Source organism: Pantoea sp. DY-15 (assembly GCF_019795935.1).
In the GTDB taxonomy this organism is placed as follows: Bacteria; Pseudomonadota; Gammaproteobacteria; order Enterobacterales; family Enterobacteriaceae; genus Pantoea; species Pantoea leporis.
In genome coordinates, this window is sequence record NZ_JAIMIF010000001.1 from 1,328,039 (window position 1) to 1,354,234 (window position 26,196).

Below are 26,196 nucleotides of genomic sequence, written 5' to 3' on the forward strand. Positions count from 1 at the left end.
TTCGCTTGCCCGCCATGGCGCGGGCCGAATAAGGAAGATGAAAAAATGACCACGTTATTGAATCCCTATTTTGGCGAGTTTGGCGGCCAGTACGTACCACAAATCCTGATGCCAGCCTTGCGCCAGTTGGAAAATGCGTTTGTTGAAGCGCAGCGCGATCCCGAGTTTCAGGCCGAGTTTACTGACCTGCTGAAAAACTACGCTGGACGCCCAACGGCTTTGACGCTGTGCAGCAACCTGACTAAAGGCAGCAAAACCCGCCTTTATCTTAAGCGTGAAGATTTGCTGCACGGTGGTGCGCATAAAACCAACCAGGTGCTGGGTCAGGCGCTGTTGGCTAAGCGCATGGGCAAAAACGAGATCATCGCGGAAACCGGCGCCGGTCAGCACGGTGTCGCGTCAGCGTTAGCCTGTGCCCTGCTGGGTATGAAGTGCCGCATTTATATGGGTGCCAAGGATGTTGAGCGTCAGTCGCCAAACGTATTCCGTATGCGTCTGATGGGCGCGGAAGTGATTCCGGTGCATAGCGGCTCAGCCACGCTGAAAGATGCCTGTAACGAGGCGCTGCGCGACTGGTCTGGCAGCTATGAAACCGCGCACTACATGCTCGGCACCGCCGCTGGCCCGCATCCGTTCCCGACTATCGTGCGTGAATTCCAGCGCATGATTGGTGAAGAGACCAAAGCGCAGATTCTGGAGCGCGAAGGTCGCCTGCCGGATGCGGTGTTAGCCTGCGTGGGCGGTGGTTCGAACGCTATCGGCATGTTCGCTGATTTTATCGAAGAAGAAAGTGTTGGTCTGATCGGCGTAGAGCCGGCCGGTCACGGGATCGAAACCGGAGAACACGGTGCGCCGCTCAAGCACGGTCGCGTAGGGATCTACTTCGGTATGAAAGCGCCGATGATGCAGACCGAAGAGGGTCAGATTGAAGAATCTTACTCAATCTCTGCGGGTCTGGACTTCCCGTCAGTGGGTCCTCAGCATGCGCATCTGAACAGTATCGGCCGCGCGGAATATGTTTCGATCACCGATGACGAAGCGCTCAGCGCCTTTAAAGAGCTGTGCCGTGCGGAAGGTATTATTCCTGCGCTCGAATCCTCACACGCGCTGGCACATGCACTGAAAATGATCCGCGAAAATCCGGAAAAAGAGCAGCTGCTGGTGGTTAACCTTTCTGGTCGCGGCGATAAAGACATCTTCACCGTTCACGATATTTTGAAAGCCAAGGGAGAGATCTGATGGAACGTTATAATCAGCTGTTTCAACGTCTGTCGGCGCAGCAAGAAGGCGCGTTTGTTCCCTTCGTTACTCTCGGCGATCCGTCACCTGAACTGTCGCTGAAAATTATCGATACTTTGGTGGAAGGCGGTGCGGACGCGTTAGAACTCGGTATTCCGTTCTCGGATCCGCTGGCCGACGGCCCAACCATTCAGGGCGCGACGCTGCGTGCCTTTGCTTCCGGCACCACCGTGGCGCAGTGCTTTGAAATTCTGGCGACCGTGCGCCAGAAATATCCCGAGCTGCCGATTGGCTTGCTGATGTACGCCAATCTGGTGTTCAGCAAAGGTATCGACAACTTTTATGCGCAGTGTGAAGCGGTGGGCGTCGATTCCGTGCTGGTTGCGGATGTGCCGCTGGAAGAGTCTGCGCCCTTCCGTCAGGCTGCGCTGCGCCACAATGTGGCACCGATCTTTATCTGTCCACCAAATGCTGACGATGAACTGCTGCGTGAGATCGCTGCGCACGGTCGCGGTTATACCTATTTGCTGTCACGCGCAGGCGTCACCGGTTCGGAAAATCGTGCCAGCCTGCCGCTGCATCACCTGATCGAAAAGCTGCGTGAGTTTAACGCTGCGCCGCCGCTGCAGGGCTTTGGTATCTCTGAACCCGGCCAGGTTAAAGAAGCCATCGCCGCTGGTGCGGCGGGTGCCATTTCCGGGTCGGCAATTGTGAAAATCATTGAGCGTAACCAGAACGATCCGGCAACGCTGCTCAGCGAACTGAAAGCCTTTGTGAGCAGTCTGAAAGCAGCCACCCGCTAAAATCTTCAGGGCCTTATTCGCTGGTGCGGATAAGGCCTTTTTATTGCCACAATTATCCCCAAACTCAAATTCCCGTCTACTCTCAGATTTTCTCGCCCAGCGAAAACTGCGATTGGATCATTAAGTGGTAAAAACGCCCTTTTTCTGACTTTTTCGCGCGCGCCGATTTGCTGATTTCGCATCTCCAGACCACAATTAACTGCGCCGCCCCATTGCGGCGAAACATCATCTAAGACAGGGAGATAACCAATGAAATTTTTCAAAGTCGTTGCAGGATTTATGATGGCTGCGGTAATGGCGCTGGCACTTAGCGCGTGTGCACCCACAGCATCCAAAGAAGGCACTGGCGGTTACATCGACGATACCGTGGTAACCACCAAAGTTAAGGCTCAGCTGTTGAATGACGAGTCGCTGAAATCGACCGAAATTAACGTTGAAACCTTCAAGGGTAAAGTTCAGCTGAGCGGTTTTGTTAGCTCACCGCAGATGGCAAATCGCGCGGTTGCCGTAACGCGTAGCGTGGCGGGCGTGAAATCAGTGGTTAACAATATGCAGATCAAATAACACAACGGGCGACCTTCTGGTCGCCCGCTTCATTTCTGGTTGCCGATCAGAACCGATATCCCGCACCAAAGAAGAACACCCACGGATCGATACGCGTGTTGATGTTTTGCTGCTCACCGCCGGCTTTGAATTTCACTTCGGTATCAATATCCATGTACCACAGCGATGCGTTCAGCATCCAGTCGCGGTTGATTTGATAATCCAGACCGACCTGGCCCGCCATGCCCCACGAATCTTTGACACTCAGGTCGCTTAAACCGGCATCCTCACCCGTTTGGTTGAATTTGGCATCGTAGAAGGTGGTGTAGTTGATACCGACGCCAACGTACGGGCGGACTTTGCTTTTGCTATCAAAGAAATAGTACTGCGCCATTAAGGTTGGCGGCAGCTGGCGCACGGTGGCCAGATTTCCGGTGGCGCCCAGGCCAACCTTATGACGGAACGGGGTTGCAGCCAGCAGCTCAACGCCGATGTTATCCGTTGCCATATAGGTGAAGGTCAAGCCCAGCTGCGTATCGTTGCTAACGTTAAAGCCGCCCATACCCAGCACATTGTCAGAGCCTTCGGTCGGACGAACGGTGGCGCTACCTGCACGCATAAAGAAATCACCGGCTTCATGAGCCAGAGCCAGTTGCGGAATTGCCAGCGCCATCAGCAGTGCGCATTTTGCCAGTTTCATAATCACTCCTTTGCCAAATAAAGATGGGTCACAATGTTGAATGCGGCACAACATTTACCCCTTTTTTGGTAAAAGATCATCTGCATCAATCTAAATTAATCACTTAAAAAACAATGAATTGATTCAGATCAATTTTGGCTTTACAGCGCGTAATAAAAGTCCGCTTGCGAAAATTTTTAGCCGTGACTATTTTCACTTTCCCCTGTGTGATTTTGGTTCGATACCTTAAAGGTGGCGGGCGATCAGATGAGCGATTCACTAAATCCTTGCGTGACCTGTGGCGCATGCTGCGCGCACTTCCGTGTCTCATTTTACTGGGCCGAAGCCGATGATGGCGCCGGTGCTGTTCCCGTTGAATTAACCGAACCGTTAACTCCGTTTATGCGCAATATGCGCGGCACCAACCAACGCCAGCCGCGCTGTATTGCGCTGCAGGGCGACGTCGGCGGCTGCGTATCCTGCGGCATTTATCAGCAGCGCCCTTCGCCCTGTCGGGAGTTTTCGATGTCCGGCGAGAACGGTGAACAGAACGAAGCCTGCGATCGCGCCCGTGCTCGCTACGGTCTTCCTGCGCTTTTTCACCCTTCTTTACCTGTTATGACAGAAAGTTATCCCAATGCGGGTGCCAGCACGCCAGTAGAACATGTACAATCGCCGGGTTAATTAATCCGGTTCTTTCAAGGAGTTTACATGTCTATCACGGCAAGCTCGTTATACCGTGACACAGGAAATTTTTTGCGCCATCAGCTGGTTACTATTTTACTGCTGGCGCTGCTGACCTCGTTCATTACTGTGATCGTCGGCCACGCGTTAACGCCAGGTGAAGACCAGCTCTCGTTGTTGAGCCAGTCCGATGACAGCGCATCGTCGCTGTTTGAGCTGGTACAAAATATGTCTCCGGATCAGCAGCGTATTTTGCTGCGCGCTTCCGCTGCAGGCACGTTCGCTGCGTTGATTGGCAACACGCTGCTGCTGGGTGGCATGCTGCTTCTAATCCCAATGGTATCGGGCGGACAACGCGTCAGCGCGCTGCGCGCTATTGGTGCATCTGCGCCCATCCTGCCAAAGCTGCTGCTGCAGACCTTCCTGATTACCCTGCTGGTTCAATTGGGCTTTATGGTGCTGATGGTACCGGGCGTGATTCTGGCGATCCTGTTTTCACTGGCACCGGTGATTCTCGCCAATGAGAAGCTCGGCGTGATTGGCGCGATGCGTGCCAGCATGCGTCTCGCCTGGAAGAATATTAAGGTTATCGCACCGGCTATTGTGCTGTGGCTGCTGGCCAAAATTGTGCTGATGTTCTTCTTTTCATCGCTGACCGTGCTGCCCGCCAATATCGCCTCCGTGGTGTTGAACGCGCTGGGTAATCTGGTCTCCGCAGTGCTGATTATCTATCTGTACCGGCTGTATATGCTGTTACGTTAATCGTTATGGCGCTCACCCGGGCGCCATAACTGTACGCTCCTGCCCTAATTGGAAACGCTATGAAGCAGTTACTCGATTTTCTTCCCCTGGTGGTTTTCTTCATCTTCTACAAGCTGTACGACATCTTTGTCGCCTCTGGCGCATTGATCGTTGCCACCGGTCTGGCACTGGTCGTCAGTTGGGTGCTCTACCGCAAGCTGGAAAAGATGACCATTTTTACCTTTGTGCTGGTTGCGGTATTCGGCACGCTGACGCTGGTGTTCCATAACGATGAATTCATCAAATGGAAAGTCACGGTGATCTATTCGCTGTTTGCCGTCGCGCTGCTCTACAGCCAGTGGTTTATGAAGCAACCGCTGATCCAAACCATGTTGGGTAAAGAGTTACAACTACCGTCAGGCGTGTGGCGCAATCTCAACATTGCCTGGGCAATCTTCTTCCTCGCCTGCGGCTTAGCGAATATTTATGTTGCGTTTTGGTTATCGCAGGAATTTTGGGTTAACTTTAAGGTGTTCGGTCTGACCGGCCTGACCCTACTCTTTACCCTGTTAAGCGGCGTGTATATCTGGCGACAGATGCCGCAACAAGAACAAAAATAATGCCACTCCGCCCGACAGCGTCGGGCTTCTCTTCACCTGCAGAAGAACTGAGCAATGGACGAAAAACATAAGTCGCCGCAAGGCGAGATGGTGTTGCGTACCCTGGCAATGCCAGCGGATACCAATGCTAACGGTGATATTTTTGGTGGCTGGTTGATGTCGCAGATGGACATGGGCGGCGCAATTAAGGCGAAAGAGATTGCCGAAGGACGTGTCGTCACCGTGCGCGTGGACGGAATGACGTTCCTTAAACCGGTGGCGGTTGGCGATGTGGTGAGCTGCTACGCACGCTGCATCCGCACCGGCAACAGTTCCATGACCATAAACGTCGAAGTGTGGATAAAGAAAGTGTCGTCCGAACCGATTGGACAGACCTACTGCGCAACCGAAGCGGTGTTTGTCTACGTCGCTGTCGACAATACCGGTCAATCTCGCCCGTTGCCGCCCGGCAGAAGCAATTTAAGCGATCTGTAACATTAAAAAAGCGGTCATCTGACCGCTTTCTTATTGCCTCTCAGCCACGAGTGCTTATTCGATATTGGCGCCACCATTGATGCGGAATACGATGTTCATGGTGAGATTCTTGCCCGGTCGACCTGGCTGATAACGCCACTTCTTCATCGCCTGCTTCACTTCGCGCTCGAACATGTTGCGCGGTTCTGCCGACAAAATCTGGACGTTATCCACACGACCGTCGCTATCAACGTCAAACTGCACCCGCACACGTCCCTCAACACGCAGCGCGAACGCACGTGCCGGATAGGCAGGCTTGCTGACGCTCATCGCTTTCGGACCATCTGAAATGCTCGGCGTTGCGGTCGGATTGGCTTTCGGCGCGGTTGTTGGACGCGTCTGCGTGGTTGGCGCTTCCTGCTTAAACGGATTTTCCTGTGGCTTCACTTGCTGACGCGGTTTCGGCTCAACCTTCTTTTCAACCTTTGGCTTCGGTTTAGGTTTTGGCTTCGGCTTAGGCTCCGGCTTAGGAATCGGTACCGGCTCAACCTTCGGCGGCTCTGGCGCCACTTCAGGCTCCGGCTCAGGTTCAGGTGGCGGCGGCGTGACCTGGGCAGGCGCAGGTTCGGGTTGCACTTCCGGAGCCACCAGCGAAACGCTGATAGGCTGGGACGCTTTTGGAACTTCAATCACCTGATGAAACGATGCATAGAGAATGCCAGCGATCAACGAACCGTGAAGTACCACGGATAAAATTACAGCAATGGGGGTACGTGAAGGTAAAGGCGTAGTCAACGTGGTCATATCATTCATGTTCATTGAGTGAAGCGCAGATTTTAAATGCAAATAGCAATCAGTTTCAATAAGCGATGTGCAAGCGCCCCGCAGAAAGGTCTTTTTTAACCCTGATTGCGCTGAATGACAGCGTATTTATCTTTCGTTTGCACTCTGATTAACGATCACTTAACGTGTCACGCAATTTCGGCAAGTCTAACGGGAGTATCCCATCGTGCTTTACGTCATTTATGCGGAAGATACCGCTGATTCACTGGAAAAACGCAACTCGGTACGTCCCGCGCATCTTGCTCGTTTGAAGCTGTTGCAAGATGAAGGTCGACTGATTGCTGCGGGTCCGCTGCCAGCAGTTGACAGCAACGATCCAGGCCCGGCCGGTTTCAGCGGTTCCGTGATCATCGCCGAATTCTCTTCACTGGAAGTCGCGGAATCATGGGCCAAGGATGATCCCTACATTGCCGCAGGCGTGTATGAGAAAGTCGCGGTCAAACCGTTCAAACGCGTTTTCTAATCAATGTGGCAGTCAGTTTTACTGCTGGTGATAGCATTCGCTCTCATCGGCAGAGCACTTTGGCTATGGCGTCAGCAAGGCTGGCGCAACGCTCGACAGCACATCGTGATGTTAATTGTGCTGGCAGCGGCAGTCGAGATGGTCAATGTCATTCGGGTGCTACGCGGCGCATAGTGGCCGCGTAAGCCCATCAGACCATTTGCGAGATAAACAGGATGGAGCGGCGATGCTGCTGCGCCACCTGATGACGAATGGTGTGGATGCGTTTATAACGACGCGACTGCCCTTCCAGCCAGCGAGAACGACGACGGTGTACCTGACGTAACATTCTCCAGCGCGCCACTTCATTTTTGCTGCGTCTCATCACATCCTCTCAGACAGGCTAAACTCGGCAGGCATTATAAAGATCTGTTGGGAAATGCCAAATCGAAAGCTTCATCGAAACGTCATTCACGATTAAAGGTTTCACTACCTGTGATCAGCACGTAAACTTTGCACAACAAAGCGCGAACAGGACGTCCACTTAATGACCACATTTTATACCCTAATCAGTTGGTTGCTGCTGTTTGGTTACTGGCTGCTGATTGCGGGTGTCACGCTACGTATTCTGATGAAACGCCGCGCAGTCACCTCAGCAATGGCCTGGCTGCTGATCATCTACATTCTGCCGCTGGTGGGTATAATCGCCTATCTCTCCTTTGGGGAGCTGCATTTAGGTAAACGGCGGGCCGAGCGCGCGCGCACCATGTGGCCCTCCACCGCCAAATGGCTCAACGATCTCAAACAGTGCCGGCATATCTTCGCCACTGAACACAGCGACGTGGCGCGGTCCCTGTTTGATTTGTGCCGCCATCGTCAGGGCATCGCCGGCGTGAAAGGTAATCAGCTGCAGTTGCTGACCAACTCCGATGACGTGATGCACGCACTGATCCGTGATATCCAGCTGGCACGGCATAATATCGAGATGGTGTTCTATATCTGGCATCCCGGCGGGCTGGCCGATGAAGTGGCGGAATCGCTGATGGCCGCATCGCGTCGCGGTGTACATTGCCGTTTGATGCTGGATTCAGCGGGCAGCGTCACCTTTTTCCGCAGTCCGTGGGTCAATATGATGCGCAATGCCGGCATCGACGTGGTTGAAGCATTGCAGGTAAGCCTGCTGCGCGTGTTCCTGCGCCGCATGGACTTGCGACAGCATCGTAAAGTGGTGCTGATCGATAACTACATCGCTTATACCGGCAGCATGAATCTGGTCGATCCACGCTTCTTTAAGCAGGAAGCCGGCGTGGGACAATGGATTGACCTGATGGCGCGCATGGAAGGCCCGGTGGCAACCACCATGGGCATTGTGTATGCCTGCGACTGGGAGATTGAAACCGGCAAACGCATTCTGCCGCCCGCGCCGGATGGCAACGTGATGCCCTTCGAACAGGAGAGCGGACATACCATTCAGGTAATCGCTTCTGGTCCCGGCTTTCCGGAAGATATGATCCATCAGGCGTTACTCACAGCGGTCTACTCCGCGCGTCAGCAGCTGATTATGACCACGCCCTACTTTGTGCCGAGCGATGACCTGCTGCACGCCATCTGTACCGCAGCGTTACGCGGTGTGGAAGTGAGCATCATTGTGCCGCGCCATAATGATTCGCTGCTGGTAGGCTGGGCGAGTCGTGCCTTCTTCACCGAACTGCTGGAAGCCGGCGTGAAGATTTACCAGTTTGAAGATGGCCTGTTGCATACCAAAAGTGTGCTGGTTGACGGGCAGCTGAGTTTGGTCGGCACGGTAAATCTGGATATGCGCAGCCTGTGGCTCAACTTTGAGATCACTCTGGTGGTTGATGATGACGGCTTTGGCAGCGATCTCGCTACCGTGCAGGATGATTACATCGCCCGCTCACGCTTACTGGATGGTGCTCGCTGGTCTAAACGTGCCTGGTGGCAACGCATCGTTGAACGACTGTTTTACTTCTTTAGTCCTTTACTGTAAAACGAGCGAAAATATTACCGCCTCAGGGCAAGCAGGAATGACCATGGATTTAAATAATCGCCTTACTGAAGATGAAACGCTGGAGCAGGCTTACGATATTTTTCTTGAGCTGGCTGGCGACAATCTCGATCCCGCTGACATTATTCTGTTCAATCTGCAGTTTGAAGAGCGCGGTGGCGCGGAACTGTTCGATCCGGCGGAAGACTGGCAGGAACATGTTGATTTCGATCTCAACCCAGACTTCTTCGCAGAAGTGGTGATTGGATTGGGTGAAGCCGACGGCGAGCCGATCACTGATGTGTTCGCACGCGTCCTGCTTTGCCGCGAGAAAGATCACAAACTCTGCCACATCCTGTGGCGCGAGTAAGCGACAGACAAAAAAACGCCGGGCAATCGCCCGGCGTTTTCATTTACAGCGGATCGACTTTTAAACAAGACACCGCATGACGGAAGCTGCCTTCCAGCAGCGGCCGGGTTTTCGCGCACTCTGGTCCGGCAATCGGGCAACGGGTACGGAACACGCAACCCGATGGCGGATTGATCGGCGATGGCAGCTCCCCTTCCAGCAGCTGGATTTGCTTGTTCTTCTCCAGGTCCGGATCGGGAATCGGCACCGCTGACATCAGCGCGCGGGTGTACGGATGCTGCGGATTGTTATACACCGCATCGTAAGTACCCAGCTCAACCGCATGCCCGAGATACATCACCAGCACGCGATCGGAGATGTGTTTTACCACCGCCAAATCGTGTGCGATAAAGATCAGTGACAGCCCCATTTCTCGCTGCAATTGCTGCAAAAGGTTAACGACCTGCGCCTGAATCGACACGTCCAGCGCCGATACCGGCTCATCGCAGATGATCAGCTTTGGCTCGAGAATCAACGCACGCGCGATGCCAATACGCTGACACTGGCCGCCCGAGAACTCGTGCGGATAGCGGTTGATGAGGTTAGGTAACAACCCAACCTTCATCATCATGGTTTTCACCTTATCCTTCACTTGCTGTCCCGGCATCTTCGGGTAATAGGTACGCAGCGGTTCAGCAATGATATCGCCAATGGTCATACGCGGATTGAGCGATGCCAGCGGATCCTGGAAGATCATCTGGATATCGCTGCGCGCCTGACGCCACTGCTCCTGACTTTGCCCCAGCAAATCGCGACCTAACCAGGCGACGCGCCCTTCTGTGGCTTTTACCAGGCCAATGATGGCGCGGGCCAGCGTTGATTTACCGCAGCCTGATTCGCCTACCACGCCCAATGTTTCACCTTCATACAAACGCAGACTGACGCCGTCGACCGCTTTCAGGGTATGCGGTGGCTGCCAGAACCACTGTTTGCCATCCTTAATCTCGAAGTGCACCTTAAGGTCGGCGATCTCCAGCAGGACTTTTTTCTCTTCGACTACGGTGCTCATACTAACTCCTCCACCGGCTTGAAGCAGGCACGCAAGCGACCTTCAGCGAAAGGCTCCAGCGGCGGTGCCTTGGCACAAATGTCCATGGCGTAGGCGCAGCGAGGCTGGAACGGACAGCCTTGCGGCAGGCGCAGCAGGTTTGGCGGGTTGCCTGGAATGGTGGTCAGCGACTCGCCCTCCTCAGCATCCAGACGCGGCACCGCACTCAGCAAGCCAATCGAGTATGGATGGGCAGGATGATAGAACACATCACGTGCACGGCCATATTCCATGGTACGACCGGCGTACATCACCAGCACTTTGTCACAGATACCCGCTACCACGCCGAGATCGTGGGTAATCATCACAATCGCGGTATTGAATTCGCGCTTCAGCTCATTCAGCAGCGTCATGATCTGCGCCTGTACGGTCACGTCGAGCGCCGTAGTCGGCTCATCGGCAATCAGCAGCTTCGGCCGACACAGCAGCGCCATCGCAATCATCACACGCTGACGCATACCGCCCGAGAACTCATGCGGAAACATCTTCATACGCTTACGCGCTTCCGGCATTTTCACCGCATCCAGCATGCGCACCGACTCTTCGAACGCCTGCGCGCTGTTCATGCCTTTATGCAGCTTCAGCACTTCCATTAACTGCTCGCCGACGCGCATGTAAGGGTTAAGCGACGTCATTGGATCCTGGAAGATCATCGCAATCTGCTCTGCGCGCAGTTTGTTGAGCTTGTTTTCCGGCAGATTGAGGATCTCTGCGCCGTTAAATTTCGCTGAACCGCCAATGCGCCCATTTTTTGCCAGCAGCCCCATCAAGGCAAACGCGGTTTGAGATTTCCCCGAGCCGGATTCGCCAACAATGCCCAGCGTTTCACCCGCATGCAGTGAAAAGTTGAGGTCGTTCACAGCGGTGACATCGCCATCGTGGGTGCTGAAGGTGACGCGCAGGTCTTTTACATCAAGCAGCAGGTTATTGTTTCCCGCACGTGCAGCCAGGGCTGGCTGAAATTCATGAATGGTCATCGGGAAACTCCTTAACGATCTTTCGGGTCGAGGGCATCACGCAAGCCATCGCCGATAAAGTTAAAACAGAACAGCGTGACCACGAGGAAACCTGCCGGGAACATCAGTAACCACGGCGACACTTCCATCGAGTTGGCGCCATCGCTTAGCAATGCGCCCCAACTGCTCAGCGGTTCCTGAGTGCCGAGGCCAAGGAAGCTGAGGAAAGATTCGAACAGGATCATGCTCGGCACCAGCAGCGAGGCATACACCACCACCACGCCTAATACGTTTGGCACAATGTGACGCAGCACGATTTTGAAGGTGCTCACACCGCCGACCTGCGCCGCTTCGATGAACTCTTTACGCTTCAGGCCCAGCGTCTGCCCACGTACGATACGCGCCATATCTAGCCACGACACCATGCCGATCGCCACAAAGATCAGCAGAATGTTGCGACCAAAGAAGGTTACCAGCAGGATAACGAAGAACATGAACGGGAAGGAGTTGAGGATCTCCAGAATACGCATCATCACCGAGTCGATTTTACCGCCCAGATAACCCGCCAGTGAGCCATACAGCGTGCCCACCAGCACCGCGATCAGCGCGGAGGCGATACCCACCATCAGCGAGATACGGCCACCAATCGCAACGCGCACCAGCAAATCGCGACCCGATGAATCGGTGCCAAACCAGTGGCCGGAGACGGTATCCGGCGCGGCAGACATCATCGCCCAGTCGGTATCGTCATATTTGAACTGCGACAACATCGGGGCGAACACCACGAACAAAGTGATCACCAGCAGCACCAGCAGGCTGATGAAGGCTGCGCGGTTGTGAATAAAGCGGCGACGCGCATCCTGCCAGAGGCTGCGCCCTTCGACTTCCAGTTTTTCACTGAAGGCATCCAGAGCTTCGCTGTTTTTCTTACTTAACATATGGGCGAGCTCCACAATCAGTAACGGATTTTCGGATCGATCACGGCGTACAGCACATCAACGATCGCGTTAAACAGAATGGTCAGCACGCCAACCAGAATGGTCAGACTCATCACCAGCGAGTAGTCACGGTTCAATGCCCCGTTAACAAACAGCTGGCCGATGCCCGGCAAACCATAGATGGATTCAATCACCATGGAACCGGTGATGATGCCGACAAACGCCGGTCCCATATAGGAAAGCACCGGCAACATGGCAGGCTTCAGCGCGTGACGCAGCACGATACGGCGCAGTGGCAGACCTTTGGCGCGCGCAGTACGGATGAAGTTTGAGTGCATCACTTCAATCATCGAACCACGGGTGATACGCGCGATGCTGGCGATGTAGGCCAGCGACAGCGCCACCATCGGCAGCAACATATAATTCCATTGGCCGCCGTTCCAGCCGCCGCCTGGCAGCCAGCGTAAGGTAATCGCAAACACCAGCACCAGTAACGGTGCCACGACAAAGCTGGGGATCACCACGCCGGTCATCGCGACCCCCATCACGGCATAATCCCACAAACTGTTCTGCTTCAGGGCGGCGATAACGCCAGCCGTTACGCCCAGCACCACGGCGAGGAAGAAGGCAGCCAGACCCAATTTGGCTGATACCGGGAAAGCGTGGCCGACCAGATAATTGACCGAGTAATCTTTGTATTTAAACGAAGGGCCAAAGTCGCCATGTGCCAACTGCACCAGATAGCTAAGGTACTGTTTGCCAATCGGATCGTTGAGATGGTACTTCGCTTCGATATTCGCCATCACTTCCGGCGAGAGGACACGTTCGCCGGTAAATGGACTGCCGGGTGCCAGTCGCATCATAAAGAAAGAGATGGTGATGAGGATAAACAGCGTCGGGATGGCTTCAAGGAGCCGACGCAGGATGAATTTTAACATTGCCGTACCTACCAGGCTGTTGCTTCACAAAGTAAAAAGGCGGTGCCGCAGCACCGCCACTGTCGATAGCCTGAGTGCTATTAATGTTTAATGATATACAGATTTTTATCGACGGTTTTATCCAGCGGATCGTTGCCGGTATAACCGCCCACGTAAGGTTTCACCAAACGCGCATTGACGTAGTAGTAAACCGGCACGATGGTGCTGTCTTTATCCAGAATCTGCTCAGCTTTCTGATAATCCGCTACGCGCGCTTTATCGTCTGTGGCTTTCACCGCATCGTGGATAACTTTATCGAAGTCAGCGCTCTTGTAGTGCGAGGTGTTACTGCTGCTGTCAGACAGCATGATGTTCAGGAATGAAGTCGGTTCGTTGTAATCCGCACACCATGCCGCACGAGAAACATCAAAGTTGCCCTGATGACGCGTGTCGAGGAAAGTTTTCCACTCCTGGTTTTCCAGCTTGATGTTGACGCCGATGTTTTTCTTCCAGATAGATGAGGCGGCGATCGCCAGTTTTTTGTGCAGATCGGAGGTGTTGTACAGCAGGTTGAAGGTCAGCGGTTTATCCGCGGTGTAACCCGCTTCAGCCAGCAGCTTTTTCGCTTCTTCGTTACGCTTGTTCTGATCCCACTTGAACCAATCCGGCGGTAGCAGCTCCATGCCATCGGTGGCTGGCGGGGTGAAGCTGTAAGCCGGTTGCTGACCTTGTGCCAGAACCTTGTTCACCATGATGTCGCGATCCAGACCGAGTTTCAGTGCGGTACGCACGCGTGGATCGGTGAATGGCGCTTTCTGGTTATTGATTTCGTAGTAATAGGTGCACAGGTATGGCTTCACCATCAACTCTTTGCCGTTGTCACGCTGCAGTTTTTTGAACAGCTCGATAGGCATGTTGTTGTAAGTGATATCGCTGCCGTTCTCAGAGAAGTAACGGTTAACGTCGCTGACTTCAGAGTTAATTGGCAGGAAGGTGACTTTGTTCAGCACGGTGTGCTCGTTATCCCAATACTGCGGGTTACGCACCAGCGTTACGCGTTCGTTGATCACGTGGGATTCAAGTTTAAAGGCGCCGTTACCAACCCAGTTTTGCGGTTGGGTCCATTGATCGCCAAACTTGTCGATCGCCGGCTTATATACCGGAGACATCACGGAGTTGATCAGCAGCTTGTAGAAGTACGGCACGGGCTCGCTCAGCGTCACTTCCAGCGTGTGATCGTCGATGGCTTTTACGCCCAGCTCGGAAGTTGGCTTTTTACCGGCGATGATGTCGTCGACATTGACGATATGGCCGTATTGCGGATAGCTGGCGTATGGCGATGCGGTTTTCGGATCGACCAGACGCTGCCAGCTGTAAACGAAATCTTGTGCGGTGACCGGCTCACCGTTGGACCATTTAGCGTTCTTGCGCAGGTGGAAAGTCCAGACTTTGAAATCTTTGTTTTCCCAGCTTTCCGCCACCCCCGGTACCGGTTTGCCATCGCTGTCGCTGGTTATCAAACCTTCATACAGGTCACGCGCGATGTTGTCTTCAGGTACACCTTCAATCTTGTGAGGATCCAGCGACTGTACTTCATCGCCGTTACCGCGAACCAGTTCCTGTTTTGCTGCCAATTCAACGCCTGCTGGCACTGTTGCTGCCAGCGCGGCATTCCCTGCCAGCGCGCCGATTGCGGCTAATACGCCCGCTGCAATCAGGCTTTTTTTTGTGATGTTGTTCATTATTACGCTCCAGTTTTATTATCTTTACCGGGTCGATTTAACGCCCGGAGTACCCCGTTTCCAGGTGATCTTCGCGTGTCTGAACGAAGACCCTAATCACCCTTCAGGGTTTACCACGGTAAAGTGCCGCCCGACTGTAGCGCCGGATCGGTCCATTACTCAATGTTTCTTTATGTAATAGTATTTCAACGCCAGCATGTCCTGCGGATCCTTGCCGGTAAAACCGCCCACCCAGGGTTTTACCAACCGCACGCTAACGCGGTAATAGACAGGTACAAATGGCGAGTCTTTATCGAGTTGCGCTTCCGCCTGCTGATAAAGCGAGGCACGCTTTACTTCGTCTGCGCTGGTTAATGTTTGCTTCATCAACTGGTCAAACGCCGGGCTGTGGTAAAACGCGGTGTTATTGGATGAACCGCTTAACAGCATATTCAGGAAGGTAGAAGGTTCGTTGTAATCCGCGCACCATGTGGCGCGTACCACGTCGTACTGCGCCTGATGACGCGTTTCAAGTAGCGTTTTCCACTCCTGATTCTGCAATGTCACCACTGCACCCAAATTTTTCTGCCACATCGAGGCCGCAGCAATCGCCTGCCGCTTGTTTTGTTCGGAGGTGTTGTACAGCAGCGTAAAACGCAGCGGGTTTTGCTGATTGAAGCCAGCATCGGCTAATAACTGTTTGGCGCTGGCATTACGCTCGGACTGCGTTTGTTGCGCCCAGGCCGGTGGGGAAAGCGTGATACCGTGGGTAAACGGCGGCGTCAATCCGTAGGCAGGAATCTGCCCCTGTCCCATGATCTTCTGCGCAATGATGTCGCGATCGAGGGTTAACTTCAGGGCAGCGCGTACGCGCGCGTCATCGAATGGCGCTTTTTTGTTATTGATTTCGTAATAGAAGGTGCACAGCAGCGGGCTGATTTTGACCTCATCGCCGAGATCCTGCTGTAACTTTTTGAACATTTCCGGCGGCACCACGCTGTTAGTCATATCAGTGCCACCGCTGCGATAGCGGTTGATATCGCTGATCTCTGAGGAGAGCGGTAAAAATACGCCCTCTTCCATCACCGTGTGGGCATTATCCCAATACTGTGGGTTGCGTTTCACCACGATTTTTTCATTTACCACCCATTCCGCCAGCGTAAAAGCGCCGTTGCCAACATAGTGTTGCGGCTGCGTCCACTGCTCGCCCCACTGCTCTATCGCCGGACGATAGACCGGTTTCATCGCGCTGTGAGCCAGCATGGCTACAAAATAGGGAACAGGTTCAGAAAGGGTGACTTGCAGATGACGATCGTCGAGGGCTTTAATGCCGAGTTCAGACGGTGCGGCTTTGCCAGACAGAATGGCGTCAACGTTCGCCACATGCGCAGCCTGTAAGTAGCTGGCGTAAGGCGAAGCAGTTTTAGGATCGGCCAGGCGTTGCCAGCTGTAGACGAAATCCTGAGCAGTAACAGGCTGGCCGTTACTCCAGCGCGCATCGTCACGCAGCGTGAAAATCCAGATGCGCCCTTCTTCGCTTTGCCATTGCTTAGCGACACCGGGGACGAGTTGACCGTTATTATCGGTTTCAACCAGGCCTTCCAGCAAATTACGCATGACATTGGATTCCGGCACGCCTTCTGCTTTCTGCGGATCAAGCGTTGCCACCTCACTGCCATTATTAATCACGATACGCTGTAATTCTGATAATTGCGTGCCCGCGGGAATTTGGGCTGCCTGGCTTGCTGCCAGTGCGCCTGTAAGGCAGAAGGCAAGCACTGAACGTACGGCCGTTTTCGCTACCATGCATTTCATCAACAAATATCAACCTTAATCATAAGCCTGATAGCCTGTAAGCAAGAAGCGTACACATTTGTCACTATCAGATAAAAAATTTGTGATGTGCCGAAAATTATCAGAACCGATGCCCGCACGCCAAAGCTAAACTGCAAAAATGTTAGCAGATTCTCTTTTATCACGTTCGCGAGAGTAGGAGAAGTGTTAATTCTTTTATTGAATTATCGATTAACCAAATGATTTTAAAGTTATTTGTAGGATAACTGCATGTAATTTACTCGTTATTGTTCTTTCAATATGATTTTTACGAATTCGACTATAAAAATAGCCATTATCCGCATAAAGAGTCATCGATTAACTTATCAACTTTTCTCAAATGCTAATTTCAAAGACATGTGCAGAACAATTATCTGTGACAATTATCACAGTTTAGTGTGAGGTTTTACTCGGGTGGGATGAGGATAGTAGTAAAAGTGATGCTGGACGTTTGCAGTTAAGGCTAATGAATAAATTAACTAAAATGGTGCAATAAAATGAAGATATGCACCATTTTGGATCGTGAAATCTCTCAAAAGGAAAAAATAACTTCGATTAATTCAGCAAACCAGGAAAAATAGATTTCATACCTGTAACAATAAACTCGATGCCCAACGCCATTAACAACAAGCCCATAATACGGGTAATCACGTTAATCCCGGTTTGTCCAAGCACCCGCACCATCAACGGTGCTGCGCGGAACAGCAGCCAACAGCAAAAGGCGAAAATGGCAATCGCGATACTAAAACCAATTAAGTTCTGCCAGCTGTGATAACGCGTACTCCAGACAATGGTTGAACTAATTGCACCGGGACCAGCCATTAACGGTAACGCTAGCGGTACCACGCCAATGCTTTCGCGAATAGCGCTCTCTGACTTCTCCTGCTTGTTCTGCTTATCCTCACCCAGTTTTCCGCTGATCATCGACATCGCGATAGTGACCACCAGAATACCGCCAGCAATACGGAATGAATCTATCGAAATGCCAAACAGATGCAGGATGCCATCGCCAAGAAACAGTGACGTCCAGAGGATGATGGCCACGGCCAGGTTGGCGGTAAGATTAGTTTTATTACGTTCAACAACCGCCTGATAGCTGGTCATGCTGATAAAGACCGGGATGATACCGACCGGATTTACCAGGGCAAACAAACCGACAAAAAACTTAATGTAGCCGGAAAGATCGAGTAGCACGGGATTCAAAGTAGGCTCCGGTAAAGTCTGAGTAGAAAAGCGCGCTTAATGTAGTGCATAAGCCGGGCGAAAAACCAGAGGTGACGGCAGAAATTTATGCTATACGTCTGGCTTTGAGCCAGTTTTTTCAACTGCTGTTAACCGTTGGTTATTGCGATGCAGCCGATGCGTGCAGAATATGTGGCACATCGCGCTAACTTTACTTGCGAAAGTTAGTGCTGAAAGGTGTCAGCTTAGATCCGGATTGATCTGCATCAAAATTTACCTACCTCATCAGGGGTAATCTTACCCCGTCGAAACAACTTCCTGACGCTTAAGTATCTTGACCAGGAAACCCTTTTAGTAAGCAACGGCAAAACAGACGCCAACCTGCCCAATATATAAGCATAGCGTGACTATACTTCTGGATTCAGGCTTGTTTACTAAAAGAGTTTAACTTCCTTCAGGAGAGCACTATGGCCGTTACTAATGTTGCCGAACTTAATGCACTGGTTGAACGTGTAAAAAAGGCACAGCGTGAGTACGCTAATTTTAGTCAGGAACAAGTTGATGCAATCTTCCGCGCTGCCGCCCTTGCCGCTGCTGACGCACGAATTCCACTGGCCAAGCTGGCCGTTGCCGAATCAGGCATGGGTATTGTTGAAGATAAAGTCATCAAGAACCACTTTGCTTCTGAATACATCTACAACGCTTACAAAGATGAAAAAACCTGCGGTATTCTCGCCACTGATGACACCTTCGGCACCATCACTATTGCTGAGCCGATTGGCCTGATCTGCGGCATTGTTCCTACCACCAACCCAACTTCTACGGCTATTTTCAAAGCGCTGATCAGCCTGAAAACCCGTAACGGCATTATCTTTTCTCCGCATCCACGTGCGAAAGATGCGACTAACAAAGCCGCTGACATTGTGCTGCAGGCAGCGATTGCGGCGGGCGCGCCAAAAGATATCATCGGCTGGATCGATACCCCATCTGTCGAACTTTCTAATCAGTTAATGCATCACCCTGATATCAACCTGATCCTTGCAACCGGCGGTCCGGGCATGGTCAAAGCCGCTTACAGTTCCGGTAAGCCCGCAATTGGTGTTGGTGCCGGTAACACGCCAGTCGTAATTGATGAAACAGCGGATATCAAACGCGCTGTCGCATCCATCCTGATGTCGAAGACCTTCGATAACGGTGTGATTTGTGCGTCTGAGCAATCCGTAATTGTGGTTGATTCGGCTTATGATGCGGTACGTGAGCGTTTTGCCAGCCACGGCGGCTATCTGCTGCAAGGTAAAGAGCTTAAAGCGATTCAGGATATCATTCTGAAGAATGGCGCGTTGAATGCGGCGATTGTCGGCCAGCCAGCGACGAAGATTGCCGAATTGGCGGGAATTAGCGTGCCGGCAACCACCAAGATTCTGATTGGTGAAGTGAAACTGGTTGATGAATCAGAGCCCTTCGCGCATGAAAAACTCTCTCCAACCTTAGCGATGTACCGGGCGAAGGATTACCACGACGCGGTCGATAAAGCTGAAAAACTGGTAACCATGGGCGGTATTGGCCACACCTCATGTCTGTATACCGATCAGGATAATCAGATCGAGCGTGTGCATTACTTCGGCGACAAAATGAAGACCGCGCGTATTCTGATTAACACGCCGGCGTCACAAGGTGGTATCGGTGACCTGTACAACTTCAAATTGGCTCCATCACTGACGTTGGGCTGTGGTTCATGGGGCGGTAACTCCATTTCTGAGAACGTGGGACCAAAACATCTCATCAACAAGAAAACCGTGGCCAAGCGAGCTGAGAATATGTTGTGGCATAAACTTCCGAAGTCTATTTACTTCCGTCGCGGCTCACTGCCGATTGCTCTGGAAGAAGTGGCAACTGATGGTGCCAAACGCGCCTTTATCGTTACCGACCGCTTCCTGTTCAATAATGGCTATGCCGATCAGGTGACTCGCGTACTGAAATCTCACGGTATTGAAACCGAAGTCTTCTTCGAAGTAGAAGCTGACCCAACGCTGAGCATCGTCCGTAAAGGTGCAGAGCAGATGAACAGCTTTAAACCTGATGTGATTATCGCACTCGGCGGTGGTTCACCGATGGATGCAGCAAAAATCATGTGGGTGATGTACGAACATCCTGAGACGCATTTCGAAGAACTGGCACTGCGCTTTATGGACATCCGTAAACGCATCTATAAGTTCCCGAAAATGGGTGTTAAAGCGCGTATGGTGGCCATCACTACCACTTCCGGTACTGGTTCTGAAGTAACGCCGTTTGCCGTGGTGACGGACGATGCGACCGGCCAGAAATATCCATTAGCGGATTATGCGCTGACGCCAGATATGGCCATAGTTGATGCCAACCTGGTGATGGATATGCCGCGTTCACTTTGCGCCTTCGGTGGCCTCGATGCGGTAACGCACTCACTCGAAGCCTATGTCTCCGTATTAGCGAATGAGTATTCTGATGGCCAGGCCTTGCAAGCACTGAAACTGCTGAAAGAGAACCTGCCAGCCAGTTATCGCGATGGCGCAAAAAATCCGGTAGCACGTGAACGCGTTCACAATGCGGCAACTATCGCGGGGATTGCGTTCGCAAACGCCTTCCTGGGTGTGTGTCACTCAATGGCGCATAAACTGGGCTCTGAGTTCCACATTCCACACGGTCTGGCAAACGCCCTGCTGATTTCAAACGTCATTCGCTATAACGCCAATGACAACCCGACTAAGCAAACGGCTTTCAGCCAGTACGACCGCCCACAAGCACGTCGTCGTTATGCTGAGGTTGCTGACCATCTGGGGCTCTCCGCCGCTGGCGACCGCACCGCGCAGAAAATTGAAAAACTGCTCGCCTGGCTTGAAGAGATGAAAACGCAGTTGGGCATCCCAACCTCAATCCGCGAAGCGGGTGTGCAGGAAGCTGATTTCCTCGCGAAAGTGGACAAACTGGCTGAGGATGCATTCGATGACCAATGTACCGGTGCGAACCCACGCTATCCGCTGATTGCTGAGTTAAAACAAATCATGCTGGATACCTTCTACGGTCGTGAATTCTCTGAGTCATTGAGTGAGAATGCTCAAGAAGTTAAAGCCGAAGTGAAAATTGACAAGAAAACGAAAAAAGCCTAAACCGCTTTGAACAAAAAACCCGCTACGGCGGGTTTTTTTATGGCTTGCTGATGAGTTAAACCTGCGGCGATTGTGAGCCATATATCGCCTGAAGTGAACCCTGATCGATTGCCTGCTTATAATGTTTACGGCAGACCGATATATAACGCTCATTGCCACCAATCACCACCTGCTCGCCTTCGCTGAAAGGTTTACCCTTTGCATCAAGACGAAGCACCATACTGGCTTTTCTGCCACAGTGGCAGATGGTTTTAAGCTCAACCAGCTTATCCGCCCATGCCAGTAAATATTGGCTGCCAACAAACAGCTCTCCACGGAAATCGGTGCGCAGGCCATAGCAAAGCACCGGAATATCCAGATTGTCGACAACATCAGATAATGCTTTGACCTGTTCGCGCGTAAGGAACTGGCTTTCATCGACTAACACGCAATGCACGGGTTGCTTCGCATGTTCTGCAGCTATTTCCTCATCGAGCTTTGTCTCATCGTTATATAAAAATGCAGGAGACGAAAGCCCGATACGTGAACTGACTTTGCCTGCACCAAAACGGTTGTCGATCTCGGCGGTATAAACCAACGATCGCATACCACGTTCATGATAATTATAAGAAGACTGTAGCAAAGCCGTTGATTTACCCGCATTCATCGCAGAGTAATAAAAATAAAGTTGAGCCATTAGAAAATCTCATCGCAGCCTATATCTGTTGCGGCGCAGTTTACCATAAACCTGTATAGCTGTAGCGATGCATTATTTTTATCATCTGCTCAAAATAACATCACCATTAAGATGGATATCACAGTCATTATAGAAAGAAAGCACGTTTTGACAAAATAGCGATTACGCCGATATTTTATTCATTTAAATTAAAGCCGAAGCGTCAGGTTTAGCATGAGGCTTAGCGTTCGGCCTGGTCAGCAAGTTAGAAAAGATTACCAAATAAGTAAATATATTCTGAAGAGCGTTATCAATCTGCCCTTCTTTTTTATTTTTACGTTTTGCTTTTAAATCTGGCTATTGCAGTTATTTTTTTGCACCACTATTATGAGTCGGCAGAACAACTCCCATTTATTATATTTTGAGATTAGGACAATGAGCGAAGCACTTAAAATTCTTAATAATATCCGTACATTGCGCGCACAAGCTCGGGAATGCTCTCTGGAAACATTGGAAGAGATGCTAGAAAAACTCGAAGTTGTGGTCAATGAGCGTCGTGAAGATGATACTCATGCACAAGCGGAAAATGCAGAACGCACACGCAAACTCGAACAATACCGCGAGATGCTAATTGCCGATGGTATTGACCCAAATGATCTGTTACAGGCATTATCTGAAACGAAAGTTCCGGGCAAAGCTAAGCGCGCTGCGCGTCCGGCTAAATATTCTTACGTTGATGAAAACGGTGAAAACCGTACCTGGACTGGCCAGGGCCGCACTCCTGCTGTGATTAAAAAAGCAATTGAAGAACAAGGTAAACAACTCGACGATTTCCTACTGTAATCATTCCAGCGCTCAGCTTTGTAATTAGCTCATCGCTAATTCACTTTAACCAGGTATGAAAAAGGAAGCCAATGGCTTCCTTTTTTCATGCTTAATTATTGTTGATAGAAGCGGCGATACCAATCAACAAAATACTGCACACCCTGCTCTACGCTAGTTTTAGGACGGAAATTGATCGCCTCGTACAAAGGTTGCGTGTCAGCGCTGGTGCCCAGTACGTCGCCAGGTTGCATAGGCAGCATATTTTTCTTCGCTTCAATGCCCAATGCTTTTTCCAGCGACTCAATATACGTCATTAAGCTGGTCGGCTGGCTATTACCAATGTTGTAAACGCGGTAAGGAGCCGAGCTGCTGGCAGGAGAACCTGCTTCCACCGTCCACTTTTCATCCGGTTGAGGAATCACATCCTGCAAGCGCACGATTGCTTCAGCAATATCATCGATATACGTAAAGTCACGCGTCATTTGTCCGTTGTTATAGACGTCAATTTGCTCACCCGCTAACATCGCGCGTGTAAATTTGAACAATGCCATATCCGGACGGCCCCATGGGCCATACACGGTGAAGAAACGTAATCCCGTAGTGGGCAATTGATAAAGGTGTGAATAGGTATGCGACATCAATTCGTTGGCTTTTTTTGTGGCCGCATAAAGTGAAACCGGATGGTCAACGGAATCGTCCGTTGAAAAAGGCATTTTACGATTCAGGCCATAAACTGAACTGGATGAGGCATACAAAAGGTGGCCGATTTTATGATGACGGCAACCTTCAAGAATATTGAGGTGGCCGATTAGATTTGCTTCGGCATAAGCATGGGGATTTTCGATTGAATAACGCACGCCGGCTTGAGCGCCCAAATGAATAACGCGTTCAAACGCATGCTCAGCGAATAAAGAGGAAATGGCCTGGCGATCCGCCAGGTCCATTTTTACGAAAATAAAATCAGGATGTTGGGTGTTCTGGTCTAAACGAGCCTGTTTAAGGCTGACATCATAATAGTCATTCAGGTTATCGATACCGACAACCTGGTGACCAGCGGCCAGCAAACGCTGACTGACGTGAAATCCAATAAAACCTGCCGCGCCGGTGACCAGAAACTTCATACATCCCTCATTATTCTACGATTTTAATTGACGCTCCGCGGCCGATTGCATAGTACGTGAAACCGCGCTTGCTGATACGCTCAGGATCATACAGGTTACGACCATCAAAAATCACGGGTTCTTTTAACGCACTTTTAATGACGTCAAAGTCTGGCGCACGGAAGTTTTGCCACTCAGTACAGATCACTAAGCCATCCGCACCCTGCAGCGCGGCTTCCTTAGTACCCATCAACTTCAGATCGTTACGATGTCCGTAAATGCGTTGCGCTTCGTCCATCGCTTCTGGGTCGAACGCCTGAACCGTTGCCCCGGCTTCCCACAGCGTCTCCATCAGAACGCGGCTGGAGGCTTCACGCATATCGTCAGTGTTCGGTTTGAACGCCAGTCCCCACAGAGCAAAGGTTTTGCCGCGCAAATCGTCGCCAAAATGGCGTTTGATAAATGTAGGCAGCTTGTTCTTCTGCGAGTCGTTAACGTCTTCAACCGCCTGCAGTAGACGCGGAGTGTAACCAATTGACTCAGCAGTACGAATCAGCGCCTGCACGTCTTTCGGGAAACAAGAACCGCCATAGCCGCAGCCAGGATAGATGAAGTGATAACCAATACGTGAATCTGAACCAATACCCTGGCGAACTTTCTCAACGTCGGCTCCCAGACGTTCTGCCAGGTTAGAGATCTCGTTCATGAAGCTAATTTTGGTTGCAAGCATGCAGTTAGCCGCATATTTGGTCAGCTCTGCACTGCGGATATCCATCAAAATCATACGATCATGATTACGGTTGAACGGCTCGTACAGCTCGCGTAGCAGCTCAACCACTTCATCATTATCGGTACCGACAACGATGCGTTCAGGACGCATGCAGTCATTGACTGCCGCACCTTCTTTGAGGAATTCCGGGTTTGAAACCACGTCAAAGGCGATGTTTGCATCACGCTTTTGCAGGGTTTCCGTCATTACCGCTCGCACGCGATCTGCGGTACCCACTGGTACAGTAGATTTGTCGATAACAACTTTGTGATCGTTCATGTGCTGCGCAATCGTGCGCGCAACGGCAGTCACATACTTCAGATCGGCAGAACCGTCTTCATCCGGTGGCGTACCCACGGCGATAAACTGCATCACGCCATGATTAACGCCTTCTTCCGCATTCGTACTGAACTTCAGGCGACCCGACTCGTAATTAGACATAACAAGCGGCGTCAGGCCTGGTTCAAAGATCGGAATATTGCCTTTCTTTAAGTTCTCGACTTTCTTTTCGTCGACATCAATGCAGAGAACGTCATGTCCGACTTCGGCCAACACCGCAGCCTGAACCAGACCGACATAGCCGATACCAAATACAGTGACTTTCATTGAATTATCCTGTGTTTATTGAGTTACTTTTTGTTGCCTACCGCGCCTTCAAGCCACTGGGTGAAATCTTTACCCAGCACTGGATGGCGAACGCCGTACTCAACAAACGCTTGCATGTAACCCAGTTTGTTACCGCAGTCATGGCTGACACCGTTCAGGTGATAAGCTTCAACGGTCTCTTTTTCCATCAGCATCGCAATGGAGTCAGTCAGCTGAACTTCGCCACCTGCACCTGGAGGCGTTTTCGCCAGCAGCGGCCAGATTTCAGCAGACAACACGTAACGTCCCACAACGGCCAGGTTTGATGGGGCTTCTGAAGCTTTAGGCTTCTCAACCACGCCAACCATTGGCGCGCTCTGACCTGCAGAGAGTTCAGCACCCTGGCAATCAACTACGCCGTAAGCGGTTACATCAGCAACCGGCTCGACCATGATCTGGCTGCGGCCGCTCTCTTCGTAACGAGCCAGCATCTCTGCCAGGTTGTCTTTGGTTGGATCAGATTCGTATTCGTCGATGATTACGTCTGGCAGGATTACAGCGAACGGCTCATCACCAATCAGCGGATGTGCGCACATTACTGCGTGGCCCAGGCCTTTCGCTATACCCTGACGAACCTGCATGATGGTGACGTGTGGAGGGCAGATTGACTGGATTTCGTCCAGCAGCTGACGCTTAACACGTTTTTCCAGCATAGATTCCAGCTCAAAACTGGTATCAAAGTGGTTTTCGATGGCGTTTTTAGAAGAGTGCGTAACCAGCACAATCTCGTTAATGCCTGCTGCAATGCACTCATTTACGACATACTGGATCAACGGCTTATCGACCAACGGTAACATCTCTTTTGGAATAGCTTTGGTCGCAGGCAGCATACGCGTGCCGAGGCCTGCAACTGGGATTACCGCTTTTTTAACTTTAGTCTTATAGGCAGACATCAAAAATACCTCTCTTAATAGGCCGTTCAAGTTAATACTTGATATGTCGGTTTAAAAACGAAATGAGTATATCAGTTACTATCAGGTGGAATTATCCTGGAAGAAGTTAA

At 51.5% G+C, this 26,196-nt stretch carries 26 protein-coding genes; 12 read left to right on the forward strand and 14 right to left on the reverse strand.

Features of this window, described 5'->3' with window-relative positions; genetic code table 11:
* The first annotated feature begins 45 nt into the window (after window positions 1-45).
* The 3 genes from trpB (at window position 46) to K5Y32_RS06325 (ending at window position 2,606) form a co-directional block, all read left to right on the forward strand.
* Window positions 46-1,239 (forward strand): tryptophan synthase subunit beta, encoded by a 1,194-nt coding sequence (gene trpB / locus K5Y32_RS06315; RefSeq protein WP_101764259.1) that lies wholly within the window; start codon window positions 46-48, stop codon window positions 1,237-1,239.
* Window positions 1,239-2,042, forward strand: coding sequence for a tryptophan synthase subunit alpha (trpA, locus tag K5Y32_RS06320; protein ID WP_101764258.1), 804 nt, complete (start codon window positions 1,239-1,241; stop codon window positions 2,040-2,042). Before trpB ends, trpA begins: the two co-directional genes overlap by 1 nt.
* Window positions 2,043-2,291: 249 nt before the next feature.
* A complete protein-coding gene (locus K5Y32_RS06325) occupies window positions 2,292-2,606 on the forward strand; it encodes a BON domain-containing protein (RefSeq protein ID WP_222182256.1) in 315 nt (104 codons plus the stop codon).
* 46 nt (window positions 2,607-2,652) lie between these two features.
* Here K5Y32_RS06325 and ompW read toward each other — a convergent pair whose 3' ends face one another.
* Window positions 2,653-3,285, reverse strand: coding sequence for an outer membrane protein OmpW (gene ompW, locus K5Y32_RS06330; RefSeq protein ID WP_064738828.1), 633 nt, complete (start codon window positions 3,283-3,285; stop codon window positions 2,653-2,655).
* A gap of 246 nt (window positions 3,286-3,531) precedes the next feature.
* Here ompW and K5Y32_RS06335 point away from each other — a divergent pair, with 246 nt between their 5' ends.
* From K5Y32_RS06335 to yciA, 4 genes are read left to right on the forward strand one after another with little or no spacing between them, the layout of a single operon-like run.
* A complete protein-coding gene (locus K5Y32_RS06335) occupies window positions 3,532-3,948 on the forward strand; it encodes a YkgJ family cysteine cluster protein (protein ID WP_101764256.1) in 417 nt (138 codons plus the stop codon).
* A gap of 27 nt (window positions 3,949-3,975) precedes the next feature.
* On the forward strand, window positions 3,976-4,710 hold the full coding sequence (locus K5Y32_RS06340) for a YciC family protein (protein WP_101764255.1): 735 nt from the start codon (window positions 3,976-3,978) through the stop codon (window positions 4,708-4,710).
* Window positions 4,711-4,769: 59 nt separating this feature from the next.
* Window positions 4,770-5,309, forward strand: a complete 540-nt coding sequence (locus tag K5Y32_RS06345) for a septation protein A (RefSeq protein ID WP_008106564.1) — start codon at window positions 4,770-4,772, stop codon at window positions 5,307-5,309.
* A 54-nt stretch (window positions 5,310-5,363) separates the two neighbouring features.
* Window positions 5,364-5,783 carry an acyl-CoA thioester hydrolase YciA gene (yciA, locus tag K5Y32_RS06350; protein ID WP_007892397.1) on the forward strand — a complete coding sequence of 140 codons (420 nt, stop codon included), beginning with the start codon at window positions 5,364-5,366 and terminating at the stop codon, window positions 5,781-5,783.
* A 54-nt stretch (window positions 5,784-5,837) separates the two neighbouring features.
* Here the strand turns inward: yciA and tonB are convergent, their stop codons facing one another.
* Entirely contained in the window at window positions 5,838-6,566 is a 729-nt protein-coding gene (gene tonB / locus K5Y32_RS06355) for a TonB system transport protein TonB (protein WP_206098231.1), read from the reverse strand.
* A gap of 205 nt (window positions 6,567-6,771) precedes the next feature.
* Here tonB and K5Y32_RS06360 point away from each other — a divergent pair, with 205 nt between their 5' ends.
* Window positions 6,772-7,068: a YciI family protein gene (locus K5Y32_RS06360; RefSeq protein ID WP_101764253.1), complete on the forward strand. Its 297-nt coding sequence runs from the start codon at window positions 6,772-6,774 to the stop codon at window positions 7,066-7,068.
* A gap of 190 nt (window positions 7,069-7,258) precedes the next feature.
* Here K5Y32_RS06360 and K5Y32_RS06365 read toward each other — a convergent pair whose 3' ends face one another.
* Complete coding sequence (locus tag K5Y32_RS06365) at window positions 7,259-7,432, reverse strand: YciY family protein (RefSeq protein ID WP_007892390.1); 174 nt, start codon at window positions 7,430-7,432, stop codon at window positions 7,259-7,261.
* Between the two features lie 162 nt (window positions 7,433-7,594).
* On the opposite strand from K5Y32_RS06365, the gene cls reads away from it, so the two are divergent.
* Both cls and K5Y32_RS06375 read left to right on the forward strand, forming a co-directional pair.
* Window positions 7,595-9,055 carry a cardiolipin synthase gene (cls, locus tag K5Y32_RS06370; RefSeq protein ID WP_222182258.1) on the forward strand — a complete coding sequence of 487 codons (1,461 nt, stop codon included), beginning with the start codon at window positions 7,595-7,597 and terminating at the stop codon, window positions 9,053-9,055.
* A 37-nt stretch (window positions 9,056-9,092) separates the two neighbouring features.
* A complete protein-coding gene (locus K5Y32_RS06375) occupies window positions 9,093-9,422 on the forward strand; it encodes an HI1450 family dsDNA-mimic protein (protein ID WP_196761379.1) in 330 nt (109 codons plus the stop codon).
* 43 nt (window positions 9,423-9,465) lie between these two features.
* Here K5Y32_RS06375 and oppF read toward each other — a convergent pair whose 3' ends face one another.
* From oppF to K5Y32_RS06410, 7 genes are all read right to left on the reverse strand, one after another.
* Window positions 9,466-10,470, reverse strand: a complete 1,005-nt coding sequence (oppF, locus tag K5Y32_RS06380; RefSeq protein ID WP_101764250.1) for a murein tripeptide/oligopeptide ABC transporter ATP binding protein OppF — start codon at window positions 10,468-10,470, stop codon at window positions 9,466-9,468.
* Complete coding sequence (locus K5Y32_RS06385) at window positions 10,467-11,486, reverse strand: ABC transporter ATP-binding protein (protein WP_222182260.1); 1,020 nt, start codon at window positions 11,484-11,486, stop codon at window positions 10,467-10,469. The genes oppF and K5Y32_RS06385 overlap by 4 nt, the downstream gene beginning before the upstream one ends.
* A gap of 11 nt (window positions 11,487-11,497) precedes the next feature.
* Window positions 11,498-12,403 (reverse strand): oligopeptide ABC transporter permease OppC, encoded by a 906-nt coding sequence (gene oppC, locus K5Y32_RS06390; protein WP_222182262.1) that lies wholly within the window; start codon window positions 12,401-12,403, stop codon window positions 11,498-11,500.
* A gap of 17 nt (window positions 12,404-12,420) precedes the next feature.
* Complete coding sequence (oppB, locus tag K5Y32_RS06395) at window positions 12,421-13,341, reverse strand: oligopeptide ABC transporter permease OppB (protein WP_007892378.1); 921 nt, start codon at window positions 13,339-13,341, stop codon at window positions 12,421-12,423.
* Window positions 13,342-13,421: 80 nt separating this feature from the next.
* Complete coding sequence (gene oppA, locus K5Y32_RS06400) at window positions 13,422-15,062, reverse strand: oligopeptide ABC transporter substrate-binding protein OppA (protein WP_110866261.1); 1,641 nt, start codon at window positions 15,060-15,062, stop codon at window positions 13,422-13,424.
* A 159-nt stretch (window positions 15,063-15,221) separates the two neighbouring features.
* Entirely contained in the window at window positions 15,222-16,856 is a 1,635-nt protein-coding gene (locus K5Y32_RS06405; RefSeq protein WP_222182264.1) for an ABC transporter substrate-binding protein, read from the reverse strand.
* Window positions 16,857-17,429: 573 nt separating this feature from the next.
* Window positions 17,430-18,077 carry a YchE family NAAT transporter gene (locus tag K5Y32_RS06410; RefSeq protein WP_008106584.1) on the reverse strand — a complete coding sequence of 216 codons (648 nt, stop codon included), beginning with the start codon at window positions 18,075-18,077 and terminating at the stop codon, window positions 17,430-17,432.
* Between the two features lie 446 nt (window positions 18,078-18,523).
* On the opposite strand from K5Y32_RS06410, the gene adhE reads away from it, so the two are divergent.
* Entirely contained in the window at window positions 18,524-21,199 is a 2,676-nt protein-coding gene (adhE, locus tag K5Y32_RS06415) for a bifunctional acetaldehyde-CoA/alcohol dehydrogenase (RefSeq protein WP_222182266.1), read from the forward strand.
* A 55-nt stretch (window positions 21,200-21,254) separates the two neighbouring features.
* Here the strand turns inward: adhE and tdk are convergent, their stop codons facing one another.
* Window positions 21,255-21,875 carry a thymidine kinase gene (gene tdk, locus K5Y32_RS06420; RefSeq protein ID WP_222182268.1) on the reverse strand — a complete coding sequence of 207 codons (621 nt, stop codon included), beginning with the start codon at window positions 21,873-21,875 and terminating at the stop codon, window positions 21,255-21,257.
* 414 nt (window positions 21,876-22,289) lie between these two features.
* Between tdk and hns the strand changes: the two genes are divergently transcribed.
* Window positions 22,290-22,697: a histone-like nucleoid-structuring protein H-NS gene (gene hns / locus K5Y32_RS06425; protein ID WP_101764243.1), complete on the forward strand. Its 408-nt coding sequence runs from the start codon at window positions 22,290-22,292 to the stop codon at window positions 22,695-22,697.
* A gap of 95 nt (window positions 22,698-22,792) precedes the next feature.
* On the opposite strand, the gene K5Y32_RS06430 is transcribed toward hns, so the two are convergent.
* Genes K5Y32_RS06430 through galU form a run of 3 tightly spaced genes read right to left on the reverse strand, consistent with a single transcriptional unit; the run spans window position 22,793 to window position 26,086 of the window.
* Window positions 22,793-23,800, reverse strand: coding sequence for an NAD-dependent epimerase (locus K5Y32_RS06430; protein ID WP_222182270.1), 1,008 nt, complete (start codon window positions 23,798-23,800; stop codon window positions 22,793-22,795).
* Window positions 23,801-23,810: 10 nt separating this feature from the next.
* Window positions 23,811-25,154, reverse strand: coding sequence for a UDP-glucose/GDP-mannose dehydrogenase family protein (locus K5Y32_RS06435; RefSeq protein ID WP_137385896.1), 1,344 nt, complete (start codon window positions 25,152-25,154; stop codon window positions 23,811-23,813).
* Window positions 25,155-25,177: 23 nt separating this feature from the next.
* Entirely contained in the window at window positions 25,178-26,086 is a 909-nt protein-coding gene (galU, locus tag K5Y32_RS06440; RefSeq protein WP_101764240.1) for a UTP--glucose-1-phosphate uridylyltransferase GalU, read from the reverse strand.
* Window positions 26,087-26,196 lie beyond the last annotated feature (110 nt).

What these genes read in the sequence shown, in the direction of transcription:
- trpB (WP_101764259.1), top strand. Translation starts at nt 46, where the DNA reads ATGACCACGTTATTGAATCCCTATTTTGGCGAGTTTGGCGGCCAGTAC.
- trpA (WP_101764258.1), top strand. Translation starts at nt 1,239, where the DNA reads ATGGAACGTTATAATCAGCTGTTTCAACGTCTGTCGGCGCAGCAAGAA.
- K5Y32_RS06325 (WP_222182256.1), top strand. Translation starts at nt 2,292, where the DNA reads ATGAAATTTTTCAAAGTCGTTGCAGGATTTATGATGGCTGCGGTAATG.
- ompW (WP_064738828.1), bottom strand. Translation starts at nt 3,285, where the DNA reads ATGAAACTGGCAAAATGCGCACTGCTGATGGCGCTGGCAATTCCGCAA.
- K5Y32_RS06335 (WP_101764256.1), top strand. Translation starts at nt 3,532, where the DNA reads ATGAGCGATTCACTAAATCCTTGCGTGACCTGTGGCGCATGCTGCGCG.
- K5Y32_RS06340 (WP_101764255.1), top strand. Translation starts at nt 3,976, where the DNA reads ATGTCTATCACGGCAAGCTCGTTATACCGTGACACAGGAAATTTTTTG.
- K5Y32_RS06345 (WP_008106564.1), top strand. Translation starts at nt 4,770, where the DNA reads ATGAAGCAGTTACTCGATTTTCTTCCCCTGGTGGTTTTCTTCATCTTC.
- yciA (WP_007892397.1), top strand. Translation starts at nt 5,364, where the DNA reads ATGGACGAAAAACATAAGTCGCCGCAAGGCGAGATGGTGTTGCGTACC.
- tonB (WP_206098231.1), bottom strand. Translation starts at nt 6,566, where the DNA reads ATGACCACGTTGACTACGCCTTTACCTTCACGTACCCCCATTGCTGTA.
- K5Y32_RS06365 (WP_007892390.1), bottom strand. Translation starts at nt 7,432, where the DNA reads ATGAGACGCAGCAAAAATGAAGTGGCGCGCTGGAGAATGTTACGTCAG.
- cls (WP_222182258.1), top strand. Translation starts at nt 7,595, where the DNA reads ATGACCACATTTTATACCCTAATCAGTTGGTTGCTGCTGTTTGGTTAC.
- K5Y32_RS06375 (WP_196761379.1), top strand. Translation starts at nt 9,093, where the DNA reads ATGACCATGGATTTAAATAATCGCCTTACTGAAGATGAAACGCTGGAG.
- oppF (WP_101764250.1), bottom strand. Translation starts at nt 10,470, where the DNA reads ATGAGCACCGTAGTCGAAGAGAAAAAAGTCCTGCTGGAGATCGCCGAC.
- K5Y32_RS06385 (WP_222182260.1), bottom strand. Translation starts at nt 11,486, where the DNA reads ATGACCATTCATGAATTTCAGCCAGCCCTGGCTGCACGTGCGGGAAAC.
- oppC (WP_222182262.1), bottom strand. Translation starts at nt 12,403, where the DNA reads ATGTTAAGTAAGAAAAACAGCGAAGCTCTGGATGCCTTCAGTGAAAAA.
- oppB (WP_007892378.1), bottom strand. Translation starts at nt 13,341, where the DNA reads ATGTTAAAATTCATCCTGCGTCGGCTCCTTGAAGCCATCCCGACGCTG.
- oppA (WP_110866261.1), bottom strand. Translation starts at nt 15,062, where the DNA reads ATGAACAACATCACAAAAAAAAGCCTGATTGCAGCGGGCGTATTAGCC.
- K5Y32_RS06405 (WP_222182264.1), bottom strand. Translation starts at nt 16,856, where the DNA reads ATGAAATGCATGGTAGCGAAAACGGCCGTACGTTCAGTGCTTGCCTTC.
- adhE (WP_222182266.1), top strand. Translation starts at nt 18,524, where the DNA reads ATGGCCGTTACTAATGTTGCCGAACTTAATGCACTGGTTGAACGTGTA.
- tdk (WP_222182268.1), bottom strand. Translation starts at nt 21,875, where the DNA reads ATGGCTCAACTTTATTTTTATTACTCTGCGATGAATGCGGGTAAATCA.
- hns (WP_101764243.1), top strand. Translation starts at nt 22,290, where the DNA reads ATGAGCGAAGCACTTAAAATTCTTAATAATATCCGTACATTGCGCGCA.
- K5Y32_RS06430 (WP_222182270.1), bottom strand. Translation starts at nt 23,800, where the DNA reads ATGAAGTTTCTGGTCACCGGCGCGGCAGGTTTTATTGGATTTCACGTC.
- K5Y32_RS06435 (WP_137385896.1), bottom strand. Translation starts at nt 25,154, where the DNA reads ATGAAAGTCACTGTATTTGGTATCGGCTATGTCGGTCTGGTTCAGGCT.
- galU (WP_101764240.1), bottom strand. Translation starts at nt 26,086, where the DNA reads ATGTCTGCCTATAAGACTAAAGTTAAAAAAGCGGTAATCCCAGTTGCA.